The organism is Streptomyces sp. NPDC001544 (assembly GCF_042894285.1).
GTDB lineage: Bacteria > Actinomycetota > Actinomycetes > Streptomycetales > Streptomycetaceae > Streptomyces.
Genome location: NZ_JBIAVN010000023.1, coordinates 71064 through 88235 on the forward strand (window position 1 = coordinate 71064; position 17172 = coordinate 88235).

18 protein-coding genes are annotated in these 17172 nt (G+C 73.2%); 10 read left to right on the forward strand and 8 right to left on the reverse strand.

Features of this window, described 5'->3' with window-relative positions; translation table 11 throughout:
• Positions 1 to 66 precede the first annotated feature (66 nt).
• Positions 67 to 450 carry a cold-shock protein gene (locus ACFY0F_RS35910; RefSeq protein WP_388804212.1) on the reverse strand — a complete coding sequence of 128 codons (384 nt, stop codon included), beginning with the start codon at positions 448 to 450 and terminating at the stop codon, positions 67 to 69.
• A 175-nt stretch (positions 451 to 625) separates the two neighbouring features.
• Between ACFY0F_RS35910 and ACFY0F_RS35915 the strand changes: the two genes are divergently transcribed.
• Complete coding sequence (locus tag ACFY0F_RS35915) at positions 626 to 880, forward strand: hypothetical protein (protein WP_388804215.1); 255 nt, start codon at positions 626 to 628, stop codon at positions 878 to 880.
• A gap of 76 nt (positions 881 to 956) precedes the next feature.
• On the opposite strand, the gene ACFY0F_RS35920 is transcribed toward ACFY0F_RS35915, so the two are convergent.
• On the reverse strand, positions 957 to 1586 hold the full coding sequence (locus ACFY0F_RS35920; RefSeq protein ID WP_388804217.1) for an HAD family hydrolase: 630 nt from the start codon (positions 1584 to 1586) through the stop codon (positions 957 to 959).
• A gap of 63 nt (positions 1587 to 1649) precedes the next feature.
• Positions 1650 to 2639 (reverse strand): hypothetical protein, encoded by a 990-nt coding sequence (locus tag ACFY0F_RS35925; protein WP_388804220.1) that lies wholly within the window; start codon positions 2637 to 2639, stop codon positions 1650 to 1652.
• A 222-nt stretch (positions 2640 to 2861) separates the two neighbouring features.
• Between ACFY0F_RS35925 and ACFY0F_RS35930 the strand changes: the two genes are divergently transcribed.
• The 3 genes from ACFY0F_RS35930 to ACFY0F_RS35940 all read left to right on the forward strand — a co-directional run bounded on the left by ACFY0F_RS35930 (position 2862) and on the right by ACFY0F_RS35940 (position 7493).
• Entirely contained in the window at positions 2862 to 5402 is a 2541-nt protein-coding gene (locus tag ACFY0F_RS35930) for a helicase-associated domain-containing protein (protein ID WP_388804223.1), read from the forward strand.
• 181 nt (positions 5403 to 5583) lie between these two features.
• The gene (locus ACFY0F_RS35935; protein ID WP_388804225.1) at positions 5584 to 5736 is read left to right on the forward strand and encodes a hypothetical protein; all 153 of its coding nucleotides are present in this window, start codon (positions 5584 to 5586) and stop codon (positions 5734 to 5736) included.
• A gap of 113 nt (positions 5737 to 5849) precedes the next feature.
• Positions 5850 to 7493 (forward strand): DNA repair helicase XPB, encoded by a 1644-nt coding sequence (locus ACFY0F_RS35940; protein ID WP_388804228.1) that lies wholly within the window; start codon positions 5850 to 5852, stop codon positions 7491 to 7493.
• A 49-nt stretch (positions 7494 to 7542) separates the two neighbouring features.
• Here ACFY0F_RS35940 and ACFY0F_RS35945 read toward each other — a convergent pair whose 3' ends face one another.
• Positions 7543 to 7722 carry a hypothetical protein gene (locus ACFY0F_RS35945; protein WP_388804231.1) on the reverse strand — a complete coding sequence of 60 codons (180 nt, stop codon included), beginning with the start codon at positions 7720 to 7722 and terminating at the stop codon, positions 7543 to 7545.
• A 466-nt stretch (positions 7723 to 8188) separates the two neighbouring features.
• Between ACFY0F_RS35945 and ACFY0F_RS35950 the strand changes: the two genes are divergently transcribed.
• Positions 8189 to 10288 (forward strand): HelD family protein, encoded by a 2100-nt coding sequence (locus ACFY0F_RS35950; protein ID WP_388804234.1) that lies wholly within the window; start codon positions 8189 to 8191, stop codon positions 10286 to 10288.
• On the opposite strand, the gene ACFY0F_RS35955 is transcribed toward ACFY0F_RS35950, so the two are convergent.
• Entirely contained in the window at positions 10285 to 10614 is a 330-nt protein-coding gene (locus ACFY0F_RS35955) for an ArsR/SmtB family transcription factor (RefSeq protein ID WP_388804237.1), read from the reverse strand. The two genes, ACFY0F_RS35950 and ACFY0F_RS35955, sit on opposite strands and share 4 nt — an antisense overlap.
• Before the next feature lie 116 nt (positions 10615 to 10730).
• Here ACFY0F_RS35955 and ACFY0F_RS35960 point away from each other — a divergent pair, with 116 nt between their 5' ends.
• Positions 10731 to 11933 carry an MFS transporter gene (locus tag ACFY0F_RS35960; RefSeq protein WP_388804240.1) on the forward strand — a complete coding sequence of 401 codons (1203 nt, stop codon included), beginning with the start codon at positions 10731 to 10733 and terminating at the stop codon, positions 11931 to 11933.
• On the opposite strand, the gene ACFY0F_RS35965 is transcribed toward ACFY0F_RS35960, so the two are convergent.
• Positions 11903 to 12595 carry a copper homeostasis protein CutC gene (locus ACFY0F_RS35965; RefSeq protein ID WP_388804315.1) on the reverse strand — a complete coding sequence of 231 codons (693 nt, stop codon included), beginning with the start codon at positions 12593 to 12595 and terminating at the stop codon, positions 11903 to 11905. The genes ACFY0F_RS35960 and ACFY0F_RS35965 overlap by 31 nt on opposite strands.
• 189 nt (positions 12596 to 12784) lie before the next feature.
• Between ACFY0F_RS35965 and ACFY0F_RS35970 the strand changes: the two genes are divergently transcribed.
• Positions 12785 to 13429, forward strand: a complete 645-nt coding sequence (locus ACFY0F_RS35970) for a hypothetical protein (RefSeq protein ID WP_388804243.1) — start codon at positions 12785 to 12787, stop codon at positions 13427 to 13429.
• Positions 13430 to 13466: 37 nt separating this feature from the next.
• On the forward strand, positions 13467 to 14561 hold the full coding sequence (locus tag ACFY0F_RS35975; RefSeq protein WP_388804317.1) for a GNAT family N-acetyltransferase: 1095 nt from the start codon (positions 13467 to 13469) through the stop codon (positions 14559 to 14561).
• Here the strand turns inward: ACFY0F_RS35975 and ACFY0F_RS35980 are convergent.
• Together ACFY0F_RS35980 and ACFY0F_RS35985 are read right to left on the reverse strand one after the other, a co-directional pair.
• Positions 14543 to 14818 (reverse strand): DUF4031 domain-containing protein, encoded by a 276-nt coding sequence (locus ACFY0F_RS35980; protein WP_388804246.1) that lies wholly within the window; start codon positions 14816 to 14818, stop codon positions 14543 to 14545. The two genes, ACFY0F_RS35975 and ACFY0F_RS35980, sit on opposite strands and share 19 nt — an antisense overlap.
• A 7-nt stretch (positions 14819 to 14825) precedes the next feature.
• Positions 14826 to 15209 carry a hypothetical protein gene (locus ACFY0F_RS35985; protein ID WP_388804249.1) on the reverse strand — a complete coding sequence of 128 codons (384 nt, stop codon included), beginning with the start codon at positions 15207 to 15209 and terminating at the stop codon, positions 14826 to 14828.
• Between the two features lie 55 nt (positions 15210 to 15264).
• Between ACFY0F_RS35985 and ACFY0F_RS35990 the strand changes: the two genes are divergently transcribed.
• Entirely contained in the window at positions 15265 to 16161 is an 897-nt protein-coding gene (locus ACFY0F_RS35990; protein WP_388804252.1) for a MurR/RpiR family transcriptional regulator, read from the forward strand.
• 64 nt (positions 16162 to 16225) lie between these two features.
• Positions 16226 to 17161: an N-acetylmuramic acid 6-phosphate etherase gene (gene murQ / locus ACFY0F_RS35995; protein WP_388804254.1), complete on the forward strand. Its 936-nt coding sequence runs from the start codon at positions 16226 to 16228 to the stop codon at positions 17159 to 17161.
• Positions 17162 to 17172: the final 11 nt, after the last annotated feature.

Consider the following 17172-nt stretch of genomic DNA (forward strand, 5'->3'; position numbering starts at 1 on the left):
CGGCGGCCGAGGGGCTGGTGCCACCCCTCGGGCCCAACGCGCTGGGGTTTCCCTGACCGGGCCGGGTCACACGTCCAGCTGGTCGGCGACCGCCCGCAGCAGACCGGCGATCTTCTTGCCGGAGGCCTTCTCGGGGTAACGGCCCTTCTCGAGCATCGGGGTGATGTTCTCCAGGAGGGTCGTCAGATCCTGCACGATGGAGGCCAGCTCGTCCGGCTTCTTGCGGGTGGCGGCCGCGACCGAGGGGGTGGGGTCCAGCAGGACCACGGAAAGTGCCTGGTCACCGCGCTGACCGGCGACAACGCCGAACTCCACGCGCTGCCCCGGCTTGAGTGCGTCGACTCCGGCGGGGAGGACCGAGGAATGGACGAAGACGTCACCGCCGTCGTCGCGGGAGAGAAAGCCGAAGCCCTTCTCACCGTTGAACCACTTGACCTTGCCGGTAGGCACCTTTGTCCTCGTCCTCGTACTCGTCGGAAAACTGCTTCGGAAAACAGCCTGGAACGGCTCTTGATAGCACTGGGGCGGGTCGACCATGACCCGCCGCTACCAAGGCTAATGGTCTTGGAGCGGCTGACAAGACGTCGCCCGGTTGTTCCTTCGCGCTGGGAACTACCCTGGTCGGGTGCGTGACAAAACCCAAACGAATTCCGCCGCACCCGGTGACGGACTGATCCGTGCCGGTGCCGTCGTGTTCTTCATCGGTGCCGTGGCCACTCTCGTCACCGTGGCCCCGCTGTTCCTCGGCACGAAGCCATTTCCGGCGTTCATGTACGGCCTGTGCATGCTGATGGGCGTCGGCTTCCTCGTCGCGGGCGCGGGGGTGCTGCGGTCGGTCGCGGCGGGGCGGCGGCAGGGGCGGGAAGCGGCCTCGCGTTAGGCGCGGTCCCGGGCCCGGCCCGGGTGGCCGGGTCTCAGGCGCCGGTTCGGGCGGCCTCGTCTCAGGCGGCCGGGTCTCAGGCGGCCCGGCGGTACTCCGTGAGCCAGGCCGGGAGTTGCGTCAGGTCGGTGAGGACCACGTCCGCGCCCGCCGTGCGCAGTTCCTCCGCGCTGCACGGGCCGGTCGCCACGGCCACGGACAGGGCGCCGGCCGCGCGTGCCCCGCGTACATCACCCACATGGTCGCCGACATAGACGCCCGCGCCGTGCTCGCGCAGCGCCCGCGCCTTCTGTTCGGCCCACAGGTCGCCGACGACCGCGTCGGGTTCGATGCCCAGGTGGCTGAGGTGCAGCTTGGCGTTCGGCTCGTACTTGGCGGTGACGACGACCGTCCGTCCGCCGGTCTCCCGTACCGCGTCGATCGCCTCGCGGGCGCCCGGCAGCGCGGGCGTCGCGGTGATGGCGATCGTCGGGTACATCTCCCGGTACAGCTCGCTCATCGGCGCCACCTGCTCGGCCGGGAACCAGTTGACCAGCTCATCGGCCAGCGGCGGCCCCAGCCGGGTGACCGCCAGGTCGGCGTCGATGTACGTCCCCGTCCGCTCCGACAGCGCCCGGTAGCAGGCGCGGATGCCGGGGCGGGAGTCGATCAGGGTCATGTCGAGGTCGAAGCCGACGGTCAGCGGGCGCGAGGTCATATCGGCCATTGTGCCCAGGCGGTACGGCACCCAGGCCCGCCGGGTCTGTGATCCGGGCGACCCGTCGACCCGTCACCGTCTCTGCGAGCGCCACACCAGGAACAGCGCCGAGGCCACGGCCGCGCCGCGCACCATCCACGGCCAGGTCTCGGCGAAGGCGTCGTTCATATGGCCCTGCGCGATGGGCGTGCCCCAGCGGCCCTCGCTGCGTCCCCAGATCCACAGCACCCCGGCCGCCACCGCCAGGCCGGGCATGCCCATGACCGCCCATTTGGACTCCGTGGGGGTGAGCCGACGCGAGCCGTACGCGATGACCCAGCCGAGGACCAGCGCGAACCAGTTGCCCATGACCGCGCCGGCGACCAGCGCGGCGGCGGCCAGCAGCAGGAGGGGGTTGGTCCAGCCGGCGGCGGGGCGGGGCAACGGGAAGCCGCGGCGCCGGGCGGGAGCGGCCGGGTCCGCGACGGCCGCGGCGTCACCCGCGTCCCCGGCTTCCGCCACGACGGGCACGGTCTCCTGCGCCGGTGTCTTCTCCAGCTTCGGCGGCTGCCTGAGCAGCTCGGGGATCTCCACGCCGCCGACGAACCCGGGCACGCTGTCGCCCGCCCCGAAGGGGCCGCTGTCCACCCGCCACCAGTCCGGCTGCAGGGCGCTGTCACCGAGTTCGTCCGTCCCCGCCAGGTGCGGCGGGGACGGGGCGCGGGAGGGCGGAGCGGGGTCCGGCTCGGCCGGACGCGGGCGCGGTACGACCCGGCGCAGTCCCTTCGGCCGGGTGTTCCCCTCGCCGCCCGGCTGCTCGGGCACCACGGCGGGCGGGACCTGAGGGGCCGCGGCGGTGCCGCCCGCCGCCGCGACGACCTCGTCCGGGGTGCCGAGGCGGTCCAGGATGCGGCGGACCGCGGCGGGACTGTCCACCGGTGTCCTCGCCCGGTGCCGGTCGATCTCGTTGCGCAGCTCCGTGACGAGGCGCATCCGCGTGGACGACGGCAACTGGTGCTGCTGGGCCACGTCGCCGACGCGGCTCAGGTATTCGTAGACGACCTGGTCGCTCTCGATCCCCACGAAGTCCCTCCGGGGGTTTGGCCGTTATTTCCCCGGGTCGACCGTACCGCTTGTCGGAGGGTGCCGGTGCCGGTGTGGCCGCCCGCTGGGGGCTGCCGCCCCCAGACCCCCGCTTCGGCCTGAACGGCCTCGTCCTCGAACTCCCCCGGAGGGGGCACCCCCAGACGGGCTGAGTGAAGCGGACCGGGGTCACCGTCATACCCACCCGCTAACGTGGGGCAGATGAGCACCGAGGACCGCCCGGCGCCGCGCTCGCTCGCGGAAGCGCTTCGCGTACGTGACGAGGCGTCCCTTGGCGCGCTGCTGCGCGCCCGTCCGGATCTCGTCACGCCGGTGCCCACCGACCTGACGCAGTTGGCGACGCGTGCGGGGACCCGGGCCTCGGTGCTGCGGGCGCTGGAGCGGCTGGACCGGTTCGCGTTGCAGACGGCGGAGGCGCTGGCCGTGGCGGGGGATCCGGCGACGTACGACGAGGTGCTGGGGCTGATGGCCGGGGACGCCGGTGATCCGGCGGTCTCGGCGGCGCTGCCCCGCGCCGTGGCCACCCTGCGCGAGCAGGCGCTGGTGTGGGGCGGCGACGACCGGCTGCGGCTGGTCCGCACCGCCCGCGAGCTGCTCGCGCCGTCGCCGCAGCACCCGTCGCCGACGGGACTGGGGCCGACCGTGCAGGAGGCGACGGCGGGGATGTCGCCGGGGCGGATCCAGGAGATCGTCACCACCGCCGGGCTGCCGTCCACCCATGACTCGGTGTCCGCCATGACCGCGCTGACCGCCCTGTTCACGAACCGGAAGCGGATGGCGGCACTGCTGCGTCAGGCGCCCGGGGAGTCGCTGGAGGTGCTCGAACGGCTGGTCTGGGGGCCGCCGTACGGGCAGGTCACCGCCGATCCGGCGCCCCGGCTGCGCTGGCTGCTCGACCGTGGCCTGCTGCTGCCCACGGCGCCCGGCACGGTCGTGCTGCCCCGGGAGGTCGCCCTGCATCTGCGCGCGGGCCGCGCCCACCGGAAGCCGGAGCCGGTGCCGCCCGCGGTGGAGCCGGCCTCGGCGCACCGGCCGGAGCTGGTGGACTCGACGGCCGCGGGGCAGGCGTACACGGCGCTGGCCACCGTCGAGGAGCTGCTGAAGGACTGGGACGGGGGCGGGCCCGCGGTGCTGCGGGCCGGTGGGCTGAGCGTGCGGGACCTGAAGCGGACGGCCGTCGCCCTCGATGTGGCCGAGCCGGTCGCCGCGTTCTGGGTGGAGCTGGCCTACGCGGCCGGGCTGCTGGCCTCCGACGGCGAGGCGGACGAGCGGTACGCGCCCACGCCCGCCTACGACGAGTGGCTGGAGCAGCCCGCCGCCGAGCGCTGGGCGCGGCTGGCCGGGGCGTGGCTGGCGGCCACCCGGACGCCGGGGCTGGTCGGCGGGCGGGACGCGAAGGAGCGTACGTTGTCGGCGCTCGGGCCGGGGCTGGACCGGTCCGCCGCGCCGGAGGTGCGCCACCGGGTGCTCGTCCTGCTGGCCGGGCTGCCCGCGGGCGGTGCCCCGGCCGCCGATTCCGTGCTGGCGCGGCTGCGCTGGGAGCGTCCGCTGCGCGGGCCCCAGCAGGACGACGACCTGCGCTCGCGGCTCGCCCGGTGGACCCTGTCGGAGGCGGAGCTGCTGGGGGTGACCGGCCGGGGCGCGTTGTCCGCGCACGGGCGTGCCCTGCTCGGGGCGCCGGCACCGCGGCCGGCCGAGGAGGCGCCCGCCGGGCCGGGTGACAAGCTGCCGGTGCATCACCGGCACCACGAGCCCGCCGTCCGGGAGTCCCTGTCGTCCGCCGAGCAGGCCGCCGCCACGGCCGCCGCCGCCCGGCTGCTCGCCCCGCTGCTTCCCGAGCCGCTGGACCACGTGCTGCTCCAGGCCGATCTGACGGCGGTGGCCCCGGGTCCGCTGGAGCGGCCGCTCGCCGACATGCTGGGCGTGCTCGCGGACGTGGAGTCCAAGGGGGGTGCCACGGTCTACCGGTTCACGCCCGGCTCCGTACGCCGTGCCCTGGACTCCGGGCGGGCCGCCTCCGATCTGCACGCCTTCCTGGCGGCGCACTCGCGTACGCCGGTGCCGCAGCCGCTCGCGTACCTGATCGACGACGTGGCCCGTAAGCACGGCCGGCTGCGGGTGGGGGCCGCGTCGGCGTATGTGCGCTGCGACGACGACGCGATGCTGAACGAGATCCTCGCCGACCGGCGGGCGGCGGCCCTGCGGCTGCGCCGGCTGGCGCCGACCGTGCTGGCGGCCCAGGCCGACCCGGCCGCGCTCCTGGAGGGCCTGCGCGGCATGGGGTACGCCCCGGCCGCCGAGTCCGCCGAGGGCGACGTGCTGATCACCCGCGCCCATGCCCACCGCACCCCGCCGCGTACCGCGCCCGAACCGGTCCCGGACGGCCCGCCGCCGCCCGACGCCACTTTGCTGTCGGCCGCGATCCGGGCCATCCGGGCGGGCGACCTCGCCGCCACCGCCCCGCGCAAGCCCGCCGCGGGCGGCGGCCCGGTGCCGGACGGGGACCTGCCGCGCACCAGCTCCGCCGAGACCCTCGCCACCATGCAGGCCGCCGTCCTCACCGGCGAGACCCTGTGGATCGGCTACGTCAACGCCGAGGGCACCGCCAGCCAGCGCGTCATCGCCCCGATCCGCGTCGAGGGCGGCTTCGTGACGGCGTACGACCACACGGCGGACGAGGTCCGGACGTATCCGCTGCACCGGGTGACGGGCGTGGCGGAGCTGGCGGACGACGAGGGCTGATCGGTCCGCTCGCCGAGCGTCGATCTGCGATCGTTTTCGGCCGAGTTGACCGTGCCCCGGGCCGTGGCCGCCGCCTGTCCGGATACTCTTGAATCACTACCGCCGACCGGCCCTGGGCGCAAGATCCGCCTGTGGACATTCGGGCCCGGCGACTTCCCGCTCGCCGCCGTACGTTGGCCGCATGAGCGCCCAGATCGTGATCCTCGCCGTCCTGCTACCGGTCCTGATCGCCGTCCTCATTGCCTGCCTCAGCCCCAATCCCCGGCAGCGCGCGGACGCCTACCGTGTGTTCGCCCGGTTGTGCAGCGCCGTGGAACGTGTCGTCCGCCGATGAGACCGGACCCGGCTGCGCCTGCCGACCACCGGCGGCCCCCGCGATCGTCGGCGAATAGGGCACACTGGACGTTTGGCCGTATGGAATGGCCGTGTGGAAAGGGTGTGCCGCGCGTGAATGGTCCGCTGATCGTCCAGTCCGACAAGACCCTGCTCCTGGAAGTCGACCACGAGCGGGCCGACGACTGCCGTCGGGCCATCGCGCCGTTCGCGGAACTGGAGCGGGCGCCGGAACACATCCACACCTACCGGGTGACACCGCTGGGCCTGTGGAACGCGCGGGCCGCGGGGCACGACGCCGAGCAGGTCGTGGACGCGCTCGTCCAGTACAGCCGCTACCCGGTGCCGCACGCGCTGCTCGTCGACGTCGCAGAGACGATGGACCGGTACGGGCGGCTGACCCTCACCAAGCACCCGGCGCACGGCCTCGTCCTCAGCACCACCGACCGGCCGGTGCTGGAGGAGGTTCTGAAGTCCAAGCGGATCGCTCCCCTCGTCGGCGCACGGATCGACCCGGACACCGTCGTCGTGCACCCCTCCGAGCGGGGGCAGATCAAGCAGACGCTGCTGAAGCTGGGCTGGCCGGCCGAGGACCTCGCGGGATACGTGGACGGCGAGGCGCACCCGATCGAGCTGGCCGAGGACGGCTGGGCGCTCAGGCCCTACCAGAAGCAGGCGGTGGAGAACTTCTGGCACGGCGGCAGTGGTGTGGTCGTCCTGCCCTGTGGTGCGGGGAAGACGCTGGTCGGGGCCGGGGCGATGGCCGAGGCCAAGTCGACGACGCTGATCCTGGTCACGAACACCGTCTCCGCCCGGCAGTGGAAGCACGAGCTGGTGAAGCGGACCTCGCTGACCGAGGAGGAGATCGGCGAGTACAGCGGTACGCGCAAGGAGATCCGGCCGGTCACCATCGCCACCTACCAGGTGCTGACCACCAGGCGGAAGGGCGTCTACCCGCACCTTGAGCTGTTCGACTCCCGGGACTGGGGGCTGATCGTCTACGACGAGGTGCACCTGCTGCCCGCCCCCGTCTTCAAGTTCACCGCAGATCTGCAGGCGCGGCGGCGGCTCGGACTGACGGCGACGCTGGTGCGCGAGGACGGCCGGGAGTCGGACGTGTTCTCCCTGATCGGGCCCAAGCGGTTCGACGCGCCGTGGAAGGAGATCGAGGCGCAGGGCTACATCGCGCCCGCCGACTGCGTCGAGGTCCGGGTCAACCTGACGGACTCCGAGCGGCTGGCGTACGCGACCGCCGAGACGGAGGAGAAGTACCGCTTCTGCGCCACCACCGCGACCAAGCGGAAGGTGACGGAGGCGCTCGTACGGCGGTTCGCCGGGCAGCAGATCCTGGTCATCGGCCAGTACATCGACCAGCTCGACGAGCTGGGCGAGCACCTGGACGCCCCGGTGATCAAGGGTGAGACGTCGAACGCCCAGCGGGAGAAGCTGTTCGACGCCTTCCGGGAGGGCGAGATCAGCGTGCTGGTCGTGTCGAAGGTGGCGAACTTCTCCATCGACCTGCCGGAGGCGACCGTCGCCATCCAGGTGTCGGGAACGTTCGGGTCGCGGCAGGAGGAGGCCCAGCGGCTGGGGCGCGTCCTGCGTCCGAAGGCCGACGGCCACCAGGCCCACTTCTACTCCGTCGTCGCCCGCGACACCATCGACCAGGACTTCGCCGCCCACCGCCAGCGGTTCCTGGCGGAGCAGGGATACGCGTACCGGATCGTCGACGCGGACGAGATCCTGGCCGGAGGCTGAGCGGACGAGCTGAGCGGACGAGGGGAACCGAGGCGGGCGCGGTCGGCGCCTACTTGCGGCGTATGCCCGCTTCCTCGCCGTACTCGCCGAGGACGGCGACGCTGATCGCGGCCTCCGCGAAGACCTTGACGGCACGCAGGGCGTCGCCCAGCCAGTGATGGTGGTTGCCCTGGAAGGCCGTGGCGCCGGCCGGCCGGGCAGGAGACGGAGGGATGGTTGCTGCGCTCATGACTCCATCGTCACTCTCGCAAGACATGGTCGGCATCGGTCTGCAGAGCCAACCTCCTCACCCTCCACGTACCCCTCTGGAGGGACCGCGTCCCCTACGCCGGTCGGCTTCCGTCCCCTAGGGGGTGGCTTGTGGATCACGCCGGGGTCGCGGGGTCTGGCACGCACATCTGCGGCGTTGTCGTCGGTCCCCGACGCTCCGCGTCGACTCCCTCCTCCGCCTTGCAGCTGCACGCACCAGACCCCGCTCGGGTCGGCTGGAAGGCGCCGTCGGTCTCAACCGGCCTGATCCACGAGACACCCCCTAGGGGGCGGCTCGCGGACGGGTGAAAACCGTTGGCTTCCGCTCGCGCTCCCTCACTACAATCTCCGCTCTTGCCCGCCTCCCTCCGGGAGAGCCGCCGACCGGACGGAAACCGGTCGGCACCCGCAGCCGCCCCTCCCGCAGGCCTTCCGGAGGCATCCCCTTGTCCACGCCCACCGACGACCCACTCACCCGGGAACGCTCCCACCTCGCCGCCTCCCGTGCCGCGCTGCGCGCCATGCGCGAGGACGTGGAGTCGCTCGACATCAAAGACGTCACCGCGAACTGGGTGAACGCCGAGGTGCTGGCCCGTCAGATCGACGAGCGCATCAAGGCCCTGGCCGACCTCAGCGACACCCCGCTGTTCTTCGGCCGCCTCGACTACCTGCACGCCCCCGGCGCCGAACAGGCGGAAGGCGCCGAGGAATCAAAGGGGCGCGCAGCGCCTTCCTCGGAAGGGCGGCGGTGGGAGACGGGTGGGCGCTTCTACATCGGGCGGCGGCATGTGCACGACGCCGACGGCGACCCGATGGTCATCGACTGGCGGGCGCCGGTCTCTCAGCCGTTCTACCGGGCGTCGAAGAAGGACCCGATGGACGTCGGGCTGCGCCGCCGCTTCGGCTACACCGGCGGCGCTCTGACCGCCTACGAGGACGAGCACCTCTCCGACCCCGCCGATCCGTCGGGGGCTGCGACCACCAGCAAGCTGCTGCAGCAGGAGATCGAGCGTCCGCGCGTGGGTCCGATGCGTGACATCGTCGCCACGATCCAGCCGGAGCAGGACGAGATCGTCCGCAGCGGGCTGGGCGGCACGGTCTGTGTGCAGGGCGGCCCGGGCACCGGGAAGACGGCCGTGGGCCTGCACCGGGTCGCCTATCTCCTCTACGCCCACCGTGAGCGGCTGGCCCGTACCGGCACCCTGGTCATCGGGCCGAACCGGTCCTTCCTGCACTACATCGAGCAGGTGCTGCCCGCGCTGGGCGAGTTGACCGTCCGGCAGGCGACCGTCGACGACCTCGTGGGCCACGTCGAGGTGCGCGGCACCGACGACGCGGCGGCCGCGATCGTCAAGGGCGACGCGCGGATGGCCCAGGTGCTGCGCAGGGCCCTGTACTCGCACGTCACGATGCCCACGGAGCCCGTGGTCGTGGTGCGCGGATCACGGCGCTGGCGTGTCCCGGCGTACGAAGTCGAGGACATCGTCCGCCAGTTGCTGGACCGGGACATCCGCTACGGCGCCGCCCGCGAGGCCCTGCCGCAGCGCATCGCGCACGCGGTGCTGGTGCAGATGGAGCGCTCCGGCGAGGCCCCGGACGACCGGGTGCAGGACGCCGTGGCCCGGGGCAGCGCGGTGAAGGCGGCGGTGAAGCAGGTCTGGCCGGTCGTCGACCCGGCGAAACTCGTCCTGCGCCTGCTGACCGACGCCGACTTCCTCGCCGAACACGCCGAGGGGATCCTCGACGAGGACGAGCAGAAGACGATCCTGTGGGCGAAGCCGGCACGCAGCGTGAAGTCGGCCAGATGGTCGGCGGCGGACGCGGTGCTGGTCGACGAGGCCACCGACCTGATCCAGCGCACGCACTCGCTCGGGCACGTCGTCCTCGACGAGGCGCAGGACCTCTCCCCCATGCAGTACCGGGCCGTCGGCCGCCGCTGCACGACCGGCTCCGCGACCGTCCTCGGCGACCTGGCGCAGGGCACCACGCCCTGGGCCACCAGGAGTTGGGACGAGGCGCTGACCCACCTCGGGAAGACGGACGGGGTGGTGGAGGAGCTCACCGCCGGTTTCCGCGTGCCCACGGACGTCATCACCTACGCCTCACGGCTGCTGCCGCACATCGCACCGGGCCTGACCCCGGTCGCGTCGGTCCGCGAGAACCCGGGCTTCTTCGAGGTACGCACCGTCGACGACACCGCGGAAGTCGTCGCCGCGTGCGAGGAGCTGCTGCGCAACGAGGGGTCCACCGGCCTGATCGCCGCGGACGCCCGCATCCCGGCGCTGGCTGAGGTACTCACCGCGGCCGGGATCACCTACCTGTCCCCCGGCGAGGAGACCACCGAGGCGACCCGGCTGACCCTGGTCCCGGCCTCGCTCGCCAAGGGCCTGGAGTACGACTACGTGGTCCTCGACGAGCCGCAGGCCGTGGTCGACGGGGAGCCCGACGAGCGGACCGGGTTGCGACGGTTGTACGTGGCCCTGACCCGGGCCGTCTCCGGCCTGATCATCACCCACGCGGCGCCGCTGCCGCCGCAGCTGGCCTAGCCCGGCAGGGCTTGGAGGATCGCGTCCAGGAGGCCGGGGAATCTCGCGTCCAGGTCGGGGCGGCGCAGCTGTACGTAGCGGTTGCGGCCGACCACCCGGGTCGAGGTGATCCCGGCCTCTCGCATGATCTTCATGTGGTGGGAGACGGTCGACTTGTGCAGGTGGCCGACGCCGAGCGCGTCGGGTGCGCAGCTGACCTGCTCCCCCGTCGCATACCTCTTCAGCAGCTGCAGCCGCACCGGGTCCCCGAGTGCGTGCAGCACCCTGACCAGCTCGATGTCCTCCGTGCCGGGCTGTGGCAGCCACTCACCCTCGTCGTCGTTCACGGGCACTCCCCCTCACCCCTCCTCCTGATCGTTTGACAATCATCCAACAGTCTCTATTGTTTGACCAACGTCAAACCGTCATGCGCGCTCTCGCATCGGACGCACCTGGGGGACCCGTGCGCCTACGTCTGCTCCTGCTCGCCCTCGGTACCTTCGCCGTCGGAACCGACGGCATGGTGACGGCCGGCATCCTGCCGCTCGTCGCCCGCGATCTGGACGTCTCCATCTCGGTCGCGGGCCAGATGGTCACCGTCTTCGCCCTCGCGTACGGCGTACTCGCGCCGTTACTGGCCACGGCCACCGCCCGCTGGCCCCGCCGCCGGGCCCTGCTCACCGCGCTCGCCGTCTTCAGCGCCGCCAACGCGCTGACGGCGCTCGCACCGTCGTACGGCACCCTGCTCGCCACCCGGGTGCTCGCCGCCGTGGGCGCCGCCCTGTACACGCCCACCGCCAACGCCGTCGCCACCTCGCTCGTCCCACCGGAGCGGCGCGGGCGGGCGATCGCCGTGGTGATGGGCGGCCTCACCGTCGCCACCGCGCTCGGCGTGCCGCTGGGCACCTGGATCGGCCGCACGGACTGGCGGCTGACGATGTGGCTGGTGACCGGGCTGGGTGTCGCCGCCCTGGCGGGTCTCTCCCTGCTGCTGCGCGAACTGCCGGGGCAGACCACCGCACCGAGCCTGCGCGACCGACTGGCGCCGCTCGCCCAGCCGCGCGTGCTCGGTGCCGCGCTCACGACCTTCCTGGTCTTCCTCGCCTTCCAGACGACATTGATCTACTTCAGCGTCGCCACCCGGCCGGCGACGGGTGGCTCCCAGGACCGGCTCACCCTGCTGCTCCTGGTGAGCGGCATCGCCTCGGTCGCCGGCTCCTCGGCGGGTGGACGCCTGGTCGACAAGTGGGGCCCGCGGGCGGTGATCGTGTCGGCGAGCGCGGCCTACACCGTGATCGCGGCGGCCGCGCCCTGGACCCTGCGCACCATGCCGACCGCCCTGGCCGCCTCCGCCCTCACCCCCGTGGTCGGCTGGTCCCTCGCCGTCGCCCTCCTCACCCGCGTCGCCTCACTGGGCCCCGCGAACGCTCCGGTCCTCGTCTCCCTCAACAGCAGCGCGATCTACCTCGGCATGGCGGCGGCAGGCGGTACGGGCAGCCTGGCCCTCGCTCTGTTCGGGGACCGGTGGTTCCTGCTGGTGGGGGCGGGAGTGGCGCTGGTCGCCACCGGGGTGGCGGCGGTGACGACACGGGAGCAGCGCGTCGCCCCGGAACCGGAGCACACGCCGCACCCGGCTCACGCGCCGTCCAGCGCCGCCCGCCACTGAGCCACGGCCGCCGCCGACACGGGCTCGTCCCAGCCCCCGGGCCTCGCCGCCCCGCCGATGTGAAACCCGTCGACGCCCGCCGCGCGCAGCGTCGGCACATGGTCGAGGCGGAGTCCGCCGCCGACCAGCAGGCGCTGCGCGTAACCGGGTTCGCCGCGCCGCCGGGCCTCGGCGAGCAGCGTGGGCAGGCCGTCGTCCACGCCGGCGGCCGAGCCGGCGGTGAGGTAGGTGTCCAGGCCGGGCAGGTCGGCCAGCTGTTTGCGCAGGGCGTCGCGGTCGGCGGCCCGGTCGATCGCCCGGTGGAAGGTCCAGCGGCAGCCGTCCAGTTCGGCGGCGACCCGCTCCACGGCGTCGAGGTCCGCCCCGCCGTCCGGGCCGAGGAAGCCGAGCACGAACTGGTCGGCCCCCGCGGCCCGCAGTTCCTCCGCGACCCGTACCAGGCCGTCCACGTCGCCCGCCGCGAAGCCGTCCGCGAGCCGCAGCATCACGCGCAGGTCGAGGTCGACGGCGGCGCGGACACCGGCGAAGGTGCGGGGCGACGGGGTGAGCCCGTCGGCCGCCATGTCGGTGACCAGCTCCAGGCGGTCCGCGCCTCCGGCCTGGGCGGCGACCGCGTCCTCGGGGTCGAGGGCGATCACCTCCAGGACAGCACGCGTGCTGATACTCATCGGGCCCCTTCCGTCGGCGCACCCTGAGCGACTACAGGTCTAGTCCAATCTCAGAGTACGTCGGAAAGGGGCCGCCCCGCGAGACGGCCCCCAGCGTGCCGCCTTGAGGGCGTTGGGGAGACCCCCACACTTAGGGCGATGACCAGGCGCCACGGGCACCCCCGGCGCGGGACAATGAAGGGCATGCCCGACCTCGAAGCCCTGCGTGCCCGTTTCGTCCGTGCCCTGGAGGGAGCCCGCGGCCCCGGTGGCGGCCCCGACCCGGTGCCGTACGCCGAGAACCTGCTGGCCCGCTGGCAGGAGCCGCAGCGGCACTACCACACCCTCACGCACCTCACCGCGGTCCTCGACCACGTCGACGCGCTGGAGGAGTACGCCGGCGACCCGGACGTCGTACGCCTGGCCGCCTGGTTCCACGACGCCGTCTACCTGCCCGAGCGGTCGGAGAACGAGGAACGGTCGGCGCGGCTCGCCGAGCGGGCGCTGGCCGAGGCCGGGGTCCCGGAGGCGAGGACCGCCGAGGTCGCCCGGCTGGTCCGGCTGACCGTCACGCACGACCCCGCCGACGACGACCGCGACGGCCAGGTGCTGTGCGACGCCGACCTGGCGATCCTCGCCGCGCCGCCGTCCGCGTACGCCGCCTACACCGCCGCCGTCCGCGAGGAGTACCACTTCGTGCCGAACGACGCCTTCCGCTCCGGGCGGGCCGCGGTCCTGCGCCAACTCATCGGGCTTCCCCGGCTGTTCAGGACCCCCTACGGGCAGGAGAAGTGGGAGGCGACGGCCCGCTACAACCTCGCCGGCGAGCTGGAAATGCTGTCGACCTGAGTGCCCCCGCCCGCCTAGTCTGCGACCCATGCGTGCCATGGGTGGGGATCAGGTGGAAGAGGCCGTCGCGGGCTGCGTGGCGGCGCTGCGGCCGGCCGTGGAACGGGACTGGAAAGGGGTGAAGGCCCAAGGGTTGGAGTGGAGTTGCCACGAGACGGCGTTCCACGTCGCCGAGGACCTGATCGCGTACGCCGGCCAGCTCGCGGGCCGCGCCCAGGACGCCTACGTCCCCTTCGAGATCACCCTCGAGGACGGCACGGACAACGCGGGCCTGCTGCACGTCATCACGACGACCGGCGCCCTGCTCGCCGCCGCCGTCCGCACCGCCCCCCGCGACGCCCGCGGCTTCCACCCCTACCCCTTCCGCAGCGCCGACCGTGAGGGCTTCGCCGCGATGGGCATCGCGGAGGTGCTGCTGCACACGCATGACATCGCGCAGGCGCTGGGACTCGCGTACGAGCCGTCCGAGGAGCTCGCCGACGCCGTGCTGACCTGGCTGTTCCCGCACGTCCAGCCCGGTCCGGCCGCCTGGCCGACGCTGCTGTGGGCCACCGGCCGCGGCGAACTGCCCGGCCGCGCCCCGGTCACCGAGTGGCGCTGGCGCAACAACCTGGTCATCCCCACCGAACGCCTCACCCTGGTCGGTGTCCGCCCGGCCGCCGCCCGCGACCTGCGCCTCGGCGGTGACGGCGGCTTCGAGTGGATCGACGGCGGGCCGTTCGAGGGCACGCGGGACGCCGCCGGGATGGTGGTGAAGGCGTACGAGGAGGGCGTGCACCGGCCGGAGTTCGGGCTGTTCGTGCTGGTCCGCCGGGAGGACGGCCTCGCGGTCGGCGGCATGGGCTTCCACGGCGCACCGGACGAGGAGGGCCGCGCCGAGGTGGGGTACGACCTCGTCGAGGGCGCCCGCGGCCAGGGCTACGCCACCGAGGCCCTGCGGACGCTGTCGGAGTGGGCCCTCGCCCGGGACGACGTACAGGTCCTGATGGCCGCCGTCGACCGGGAGAACCTGCCGTCGCAGGGCGTGGTGACCCGGTCCGGCTACATCAGGGCGACCGTGGAGGAGGAACGGACGGCCCACGAGGAGCACGACATGGACGGCGTGCTCCAGCTCTACCTCCGCCGGGCCTGACCGCCCTTTCGTCTGCGCAGCCCCGCCTGGTGCAGCAGCCGCACCACCTCGCGGCTGCTGACCTCCACCGCTCCGGACCGTACGACATCCGCGTAACGGTGCGACGGGATGTCGTAGTGGTCGCGTTCGAAGGCCCGCCGCGGCACGCCCAGTTCCGCGGCGAAGGCGTGCAGTTCGTCGTACGAGACGTCGCTCACCAGGTGCGACCACAGCGTTCCGTGCCCGGGCCAGGCCGGCGGGTCGATGTAGACCGTCACGGGCGCCTCACGAGGCGGGCTCCCCGCCCGTCGCCGACCCCAGCGCCCCCACCGCCGCGACCCTCACGCCCGCCTTGTGGCACACCCACTGCGGGTCGGGACCGAGCGCCGGCTCGACGTCCAGGGCGTGCGGGTCGCCGGAGCCGCACACCGGGCACAGCGGCCAGCGCCCGTACCGCTCCAGCAGCGCGTCCTGCACGTCCTGCGCGACCAGCCCGGCGACGTAGCTCGCCCCCTCCGGCCACTGCTCCACCCACCACCGCCGCTGCACGACGGACTCCTCGACCAGCGAGACGACGTCCGCCTCGGCGACGTCTCCCGCGACGAGATCGGCCAGCACGAGGGCGCGGGCGGCGTGCAGAACCTGCTCCAGGGGGCTGATGGGGTCCATGCACCCATTGTGCGCACTCTTGACCGGGACACCGAACCGAAAATACCTTTCAGAGGTGACGCGGGATGTGAAGGAAATTTTCGGCGGTGCCCTGGCCGCCAAGGTCCGCACGCTCGCCCCGTCGATGACCCGCTCCATGCAGCGTGTCGCGGAGGCCGTCGCGAGCGACCCGGCGGGCTGCGCGGCCCTCACCGTCACCGGCCTCGCCGCGCGCACCGGCACCAGTGAGGCGACCGTCGTGCGCACGGCCCGGCTGCTCGGCTACCCCGGCTACCGGGACCTGCGTCTCGCCCTCGCCGGTCTCGCCGCCCAGCAGCAGTCCGGGCGCGCGCCCGCCATCACCACCGACATAGCGGTGGACGACCCCATCGCCGACGTCGTCGCCAAGCTCGCCTACGACGAGCAGCAGACCCTCGCCGACACCGCCGCGGGCCTCGACACCGCGCAACTGGACGCCGCCGTCGCCGCGCTCGCCGGGGCCCGGCGGACCGACGTGTACGGGATAGGGGCCTCGGGCCTGGTCGCGCAGGACCTCACCCAGAAGCTGCTGCGCATCGGGCTGATAGCCCACGCGCACAGCGATCCGCACCTCGCCGTGACGAACGCCGTGCAGCTGCGCACGGGTGACGTGGCGATCGCGATCACCCACTCCGGGGCGACGGGCGACGTGATAGAGCCGCTGCGGGTCGCCTTCGAACGCGGGGCGACGACAGTGGCGGTCACGGGGCGGCCGGACAGCGCGGTCACCCAGTACGCCGACCACGTCCTGACCACGTCGACCGCGCGGGAGAGCGAGCTGCGGCCGGCCGCCATGTCCTCCCGCACGAGTCAACTGCTGGTGGTGGACTGCCTGTTCGTCGGAGTCGCCCAGCGGACCTATGAGACGGCGGCGCCGGCGCTGGCCGCTTCTTACGAGGCGTTGGCGCATCGGCATCGGAGCGGTTCGCGGTAGACCTGGGTATGGCTGCGTCTGCTGACCGAAAACGGACCGACGGACCCCGGAAAGAGCTGCCCCGATGACCTCCCCGTCCGACTCGCGCGCCCTCGACGCCCACTTGGCGACCCTGACCACCGAGGCCTTCCGGCCGGAGCTCGCCGGGATCGACCGGCTGCCCACGCTGGAGATCGCCCGGCTGATGAACGGCGAGGACAGCGCCGTACCCGCCGCCGTCGCCGAGCAGCTGCCCCGGATCGCGGCCGCGATCGACGCCGTCGCCGAGCGCATGCGGCGCGGCGGCCGGCTGGTGTACGCGGGCGCGGGCACCGCCGGACGGCTCGGTGTGCTGGACGCCTCCGAGTGCCCGCCGACCTTCAACACCGACCCCGAGCAGGTCGTCGGCCTGATCGCGGGCGGCCCGGACGCCCTGGTCACGTCCGTGGAGGGCGCGGAGGACTCCGAGGAGCTGGCGCACCGGGACCTGGACGCGCTGAAACTGACCCCCGAGGACACGGTGGTGGGTGTCTCCGCCTCCGGCCGCACCCCCTACGCGATCGGCGCGGTCGAACACGCGCGCGCCCAAGGGGCCCTGACCATCGGTCTGTCCTGCAACAGGGACAGCGCGCTCGCGGCGGCCGCCGACCACGGCATCGAGGTCGTCGTCGGCCCGGAGCTGCTCACCGGGTCCACCCGGCTGAAGGCGGGCACCGCGCAGAAGCTGGTCCTGAACATGCTGTCGACGATCACGATGATCCGGCTGGGCAAGACGTACGGGAACCTGATGGTCGACGTGCGGGCCTCCAACGACAAGCTGCGGGCCCGTTCCCGCCGTATCGTCGCGCTGGCCACGGGGGCGGGGGACGAGGAGATCGAGAAGGCGCTCGCCCAGACCGGTGGTGAGGTGAAGAACGCGATCCTGGTCGTCCTGGCCGGCGTCGACGGCCCGACGGCCGCCCGCCTTCTGGAGGAGTCCGGCGGCCATCTGCGCGCCGCGCTGGCGGCGGCGGCCGGCTGACCGCACGCTCG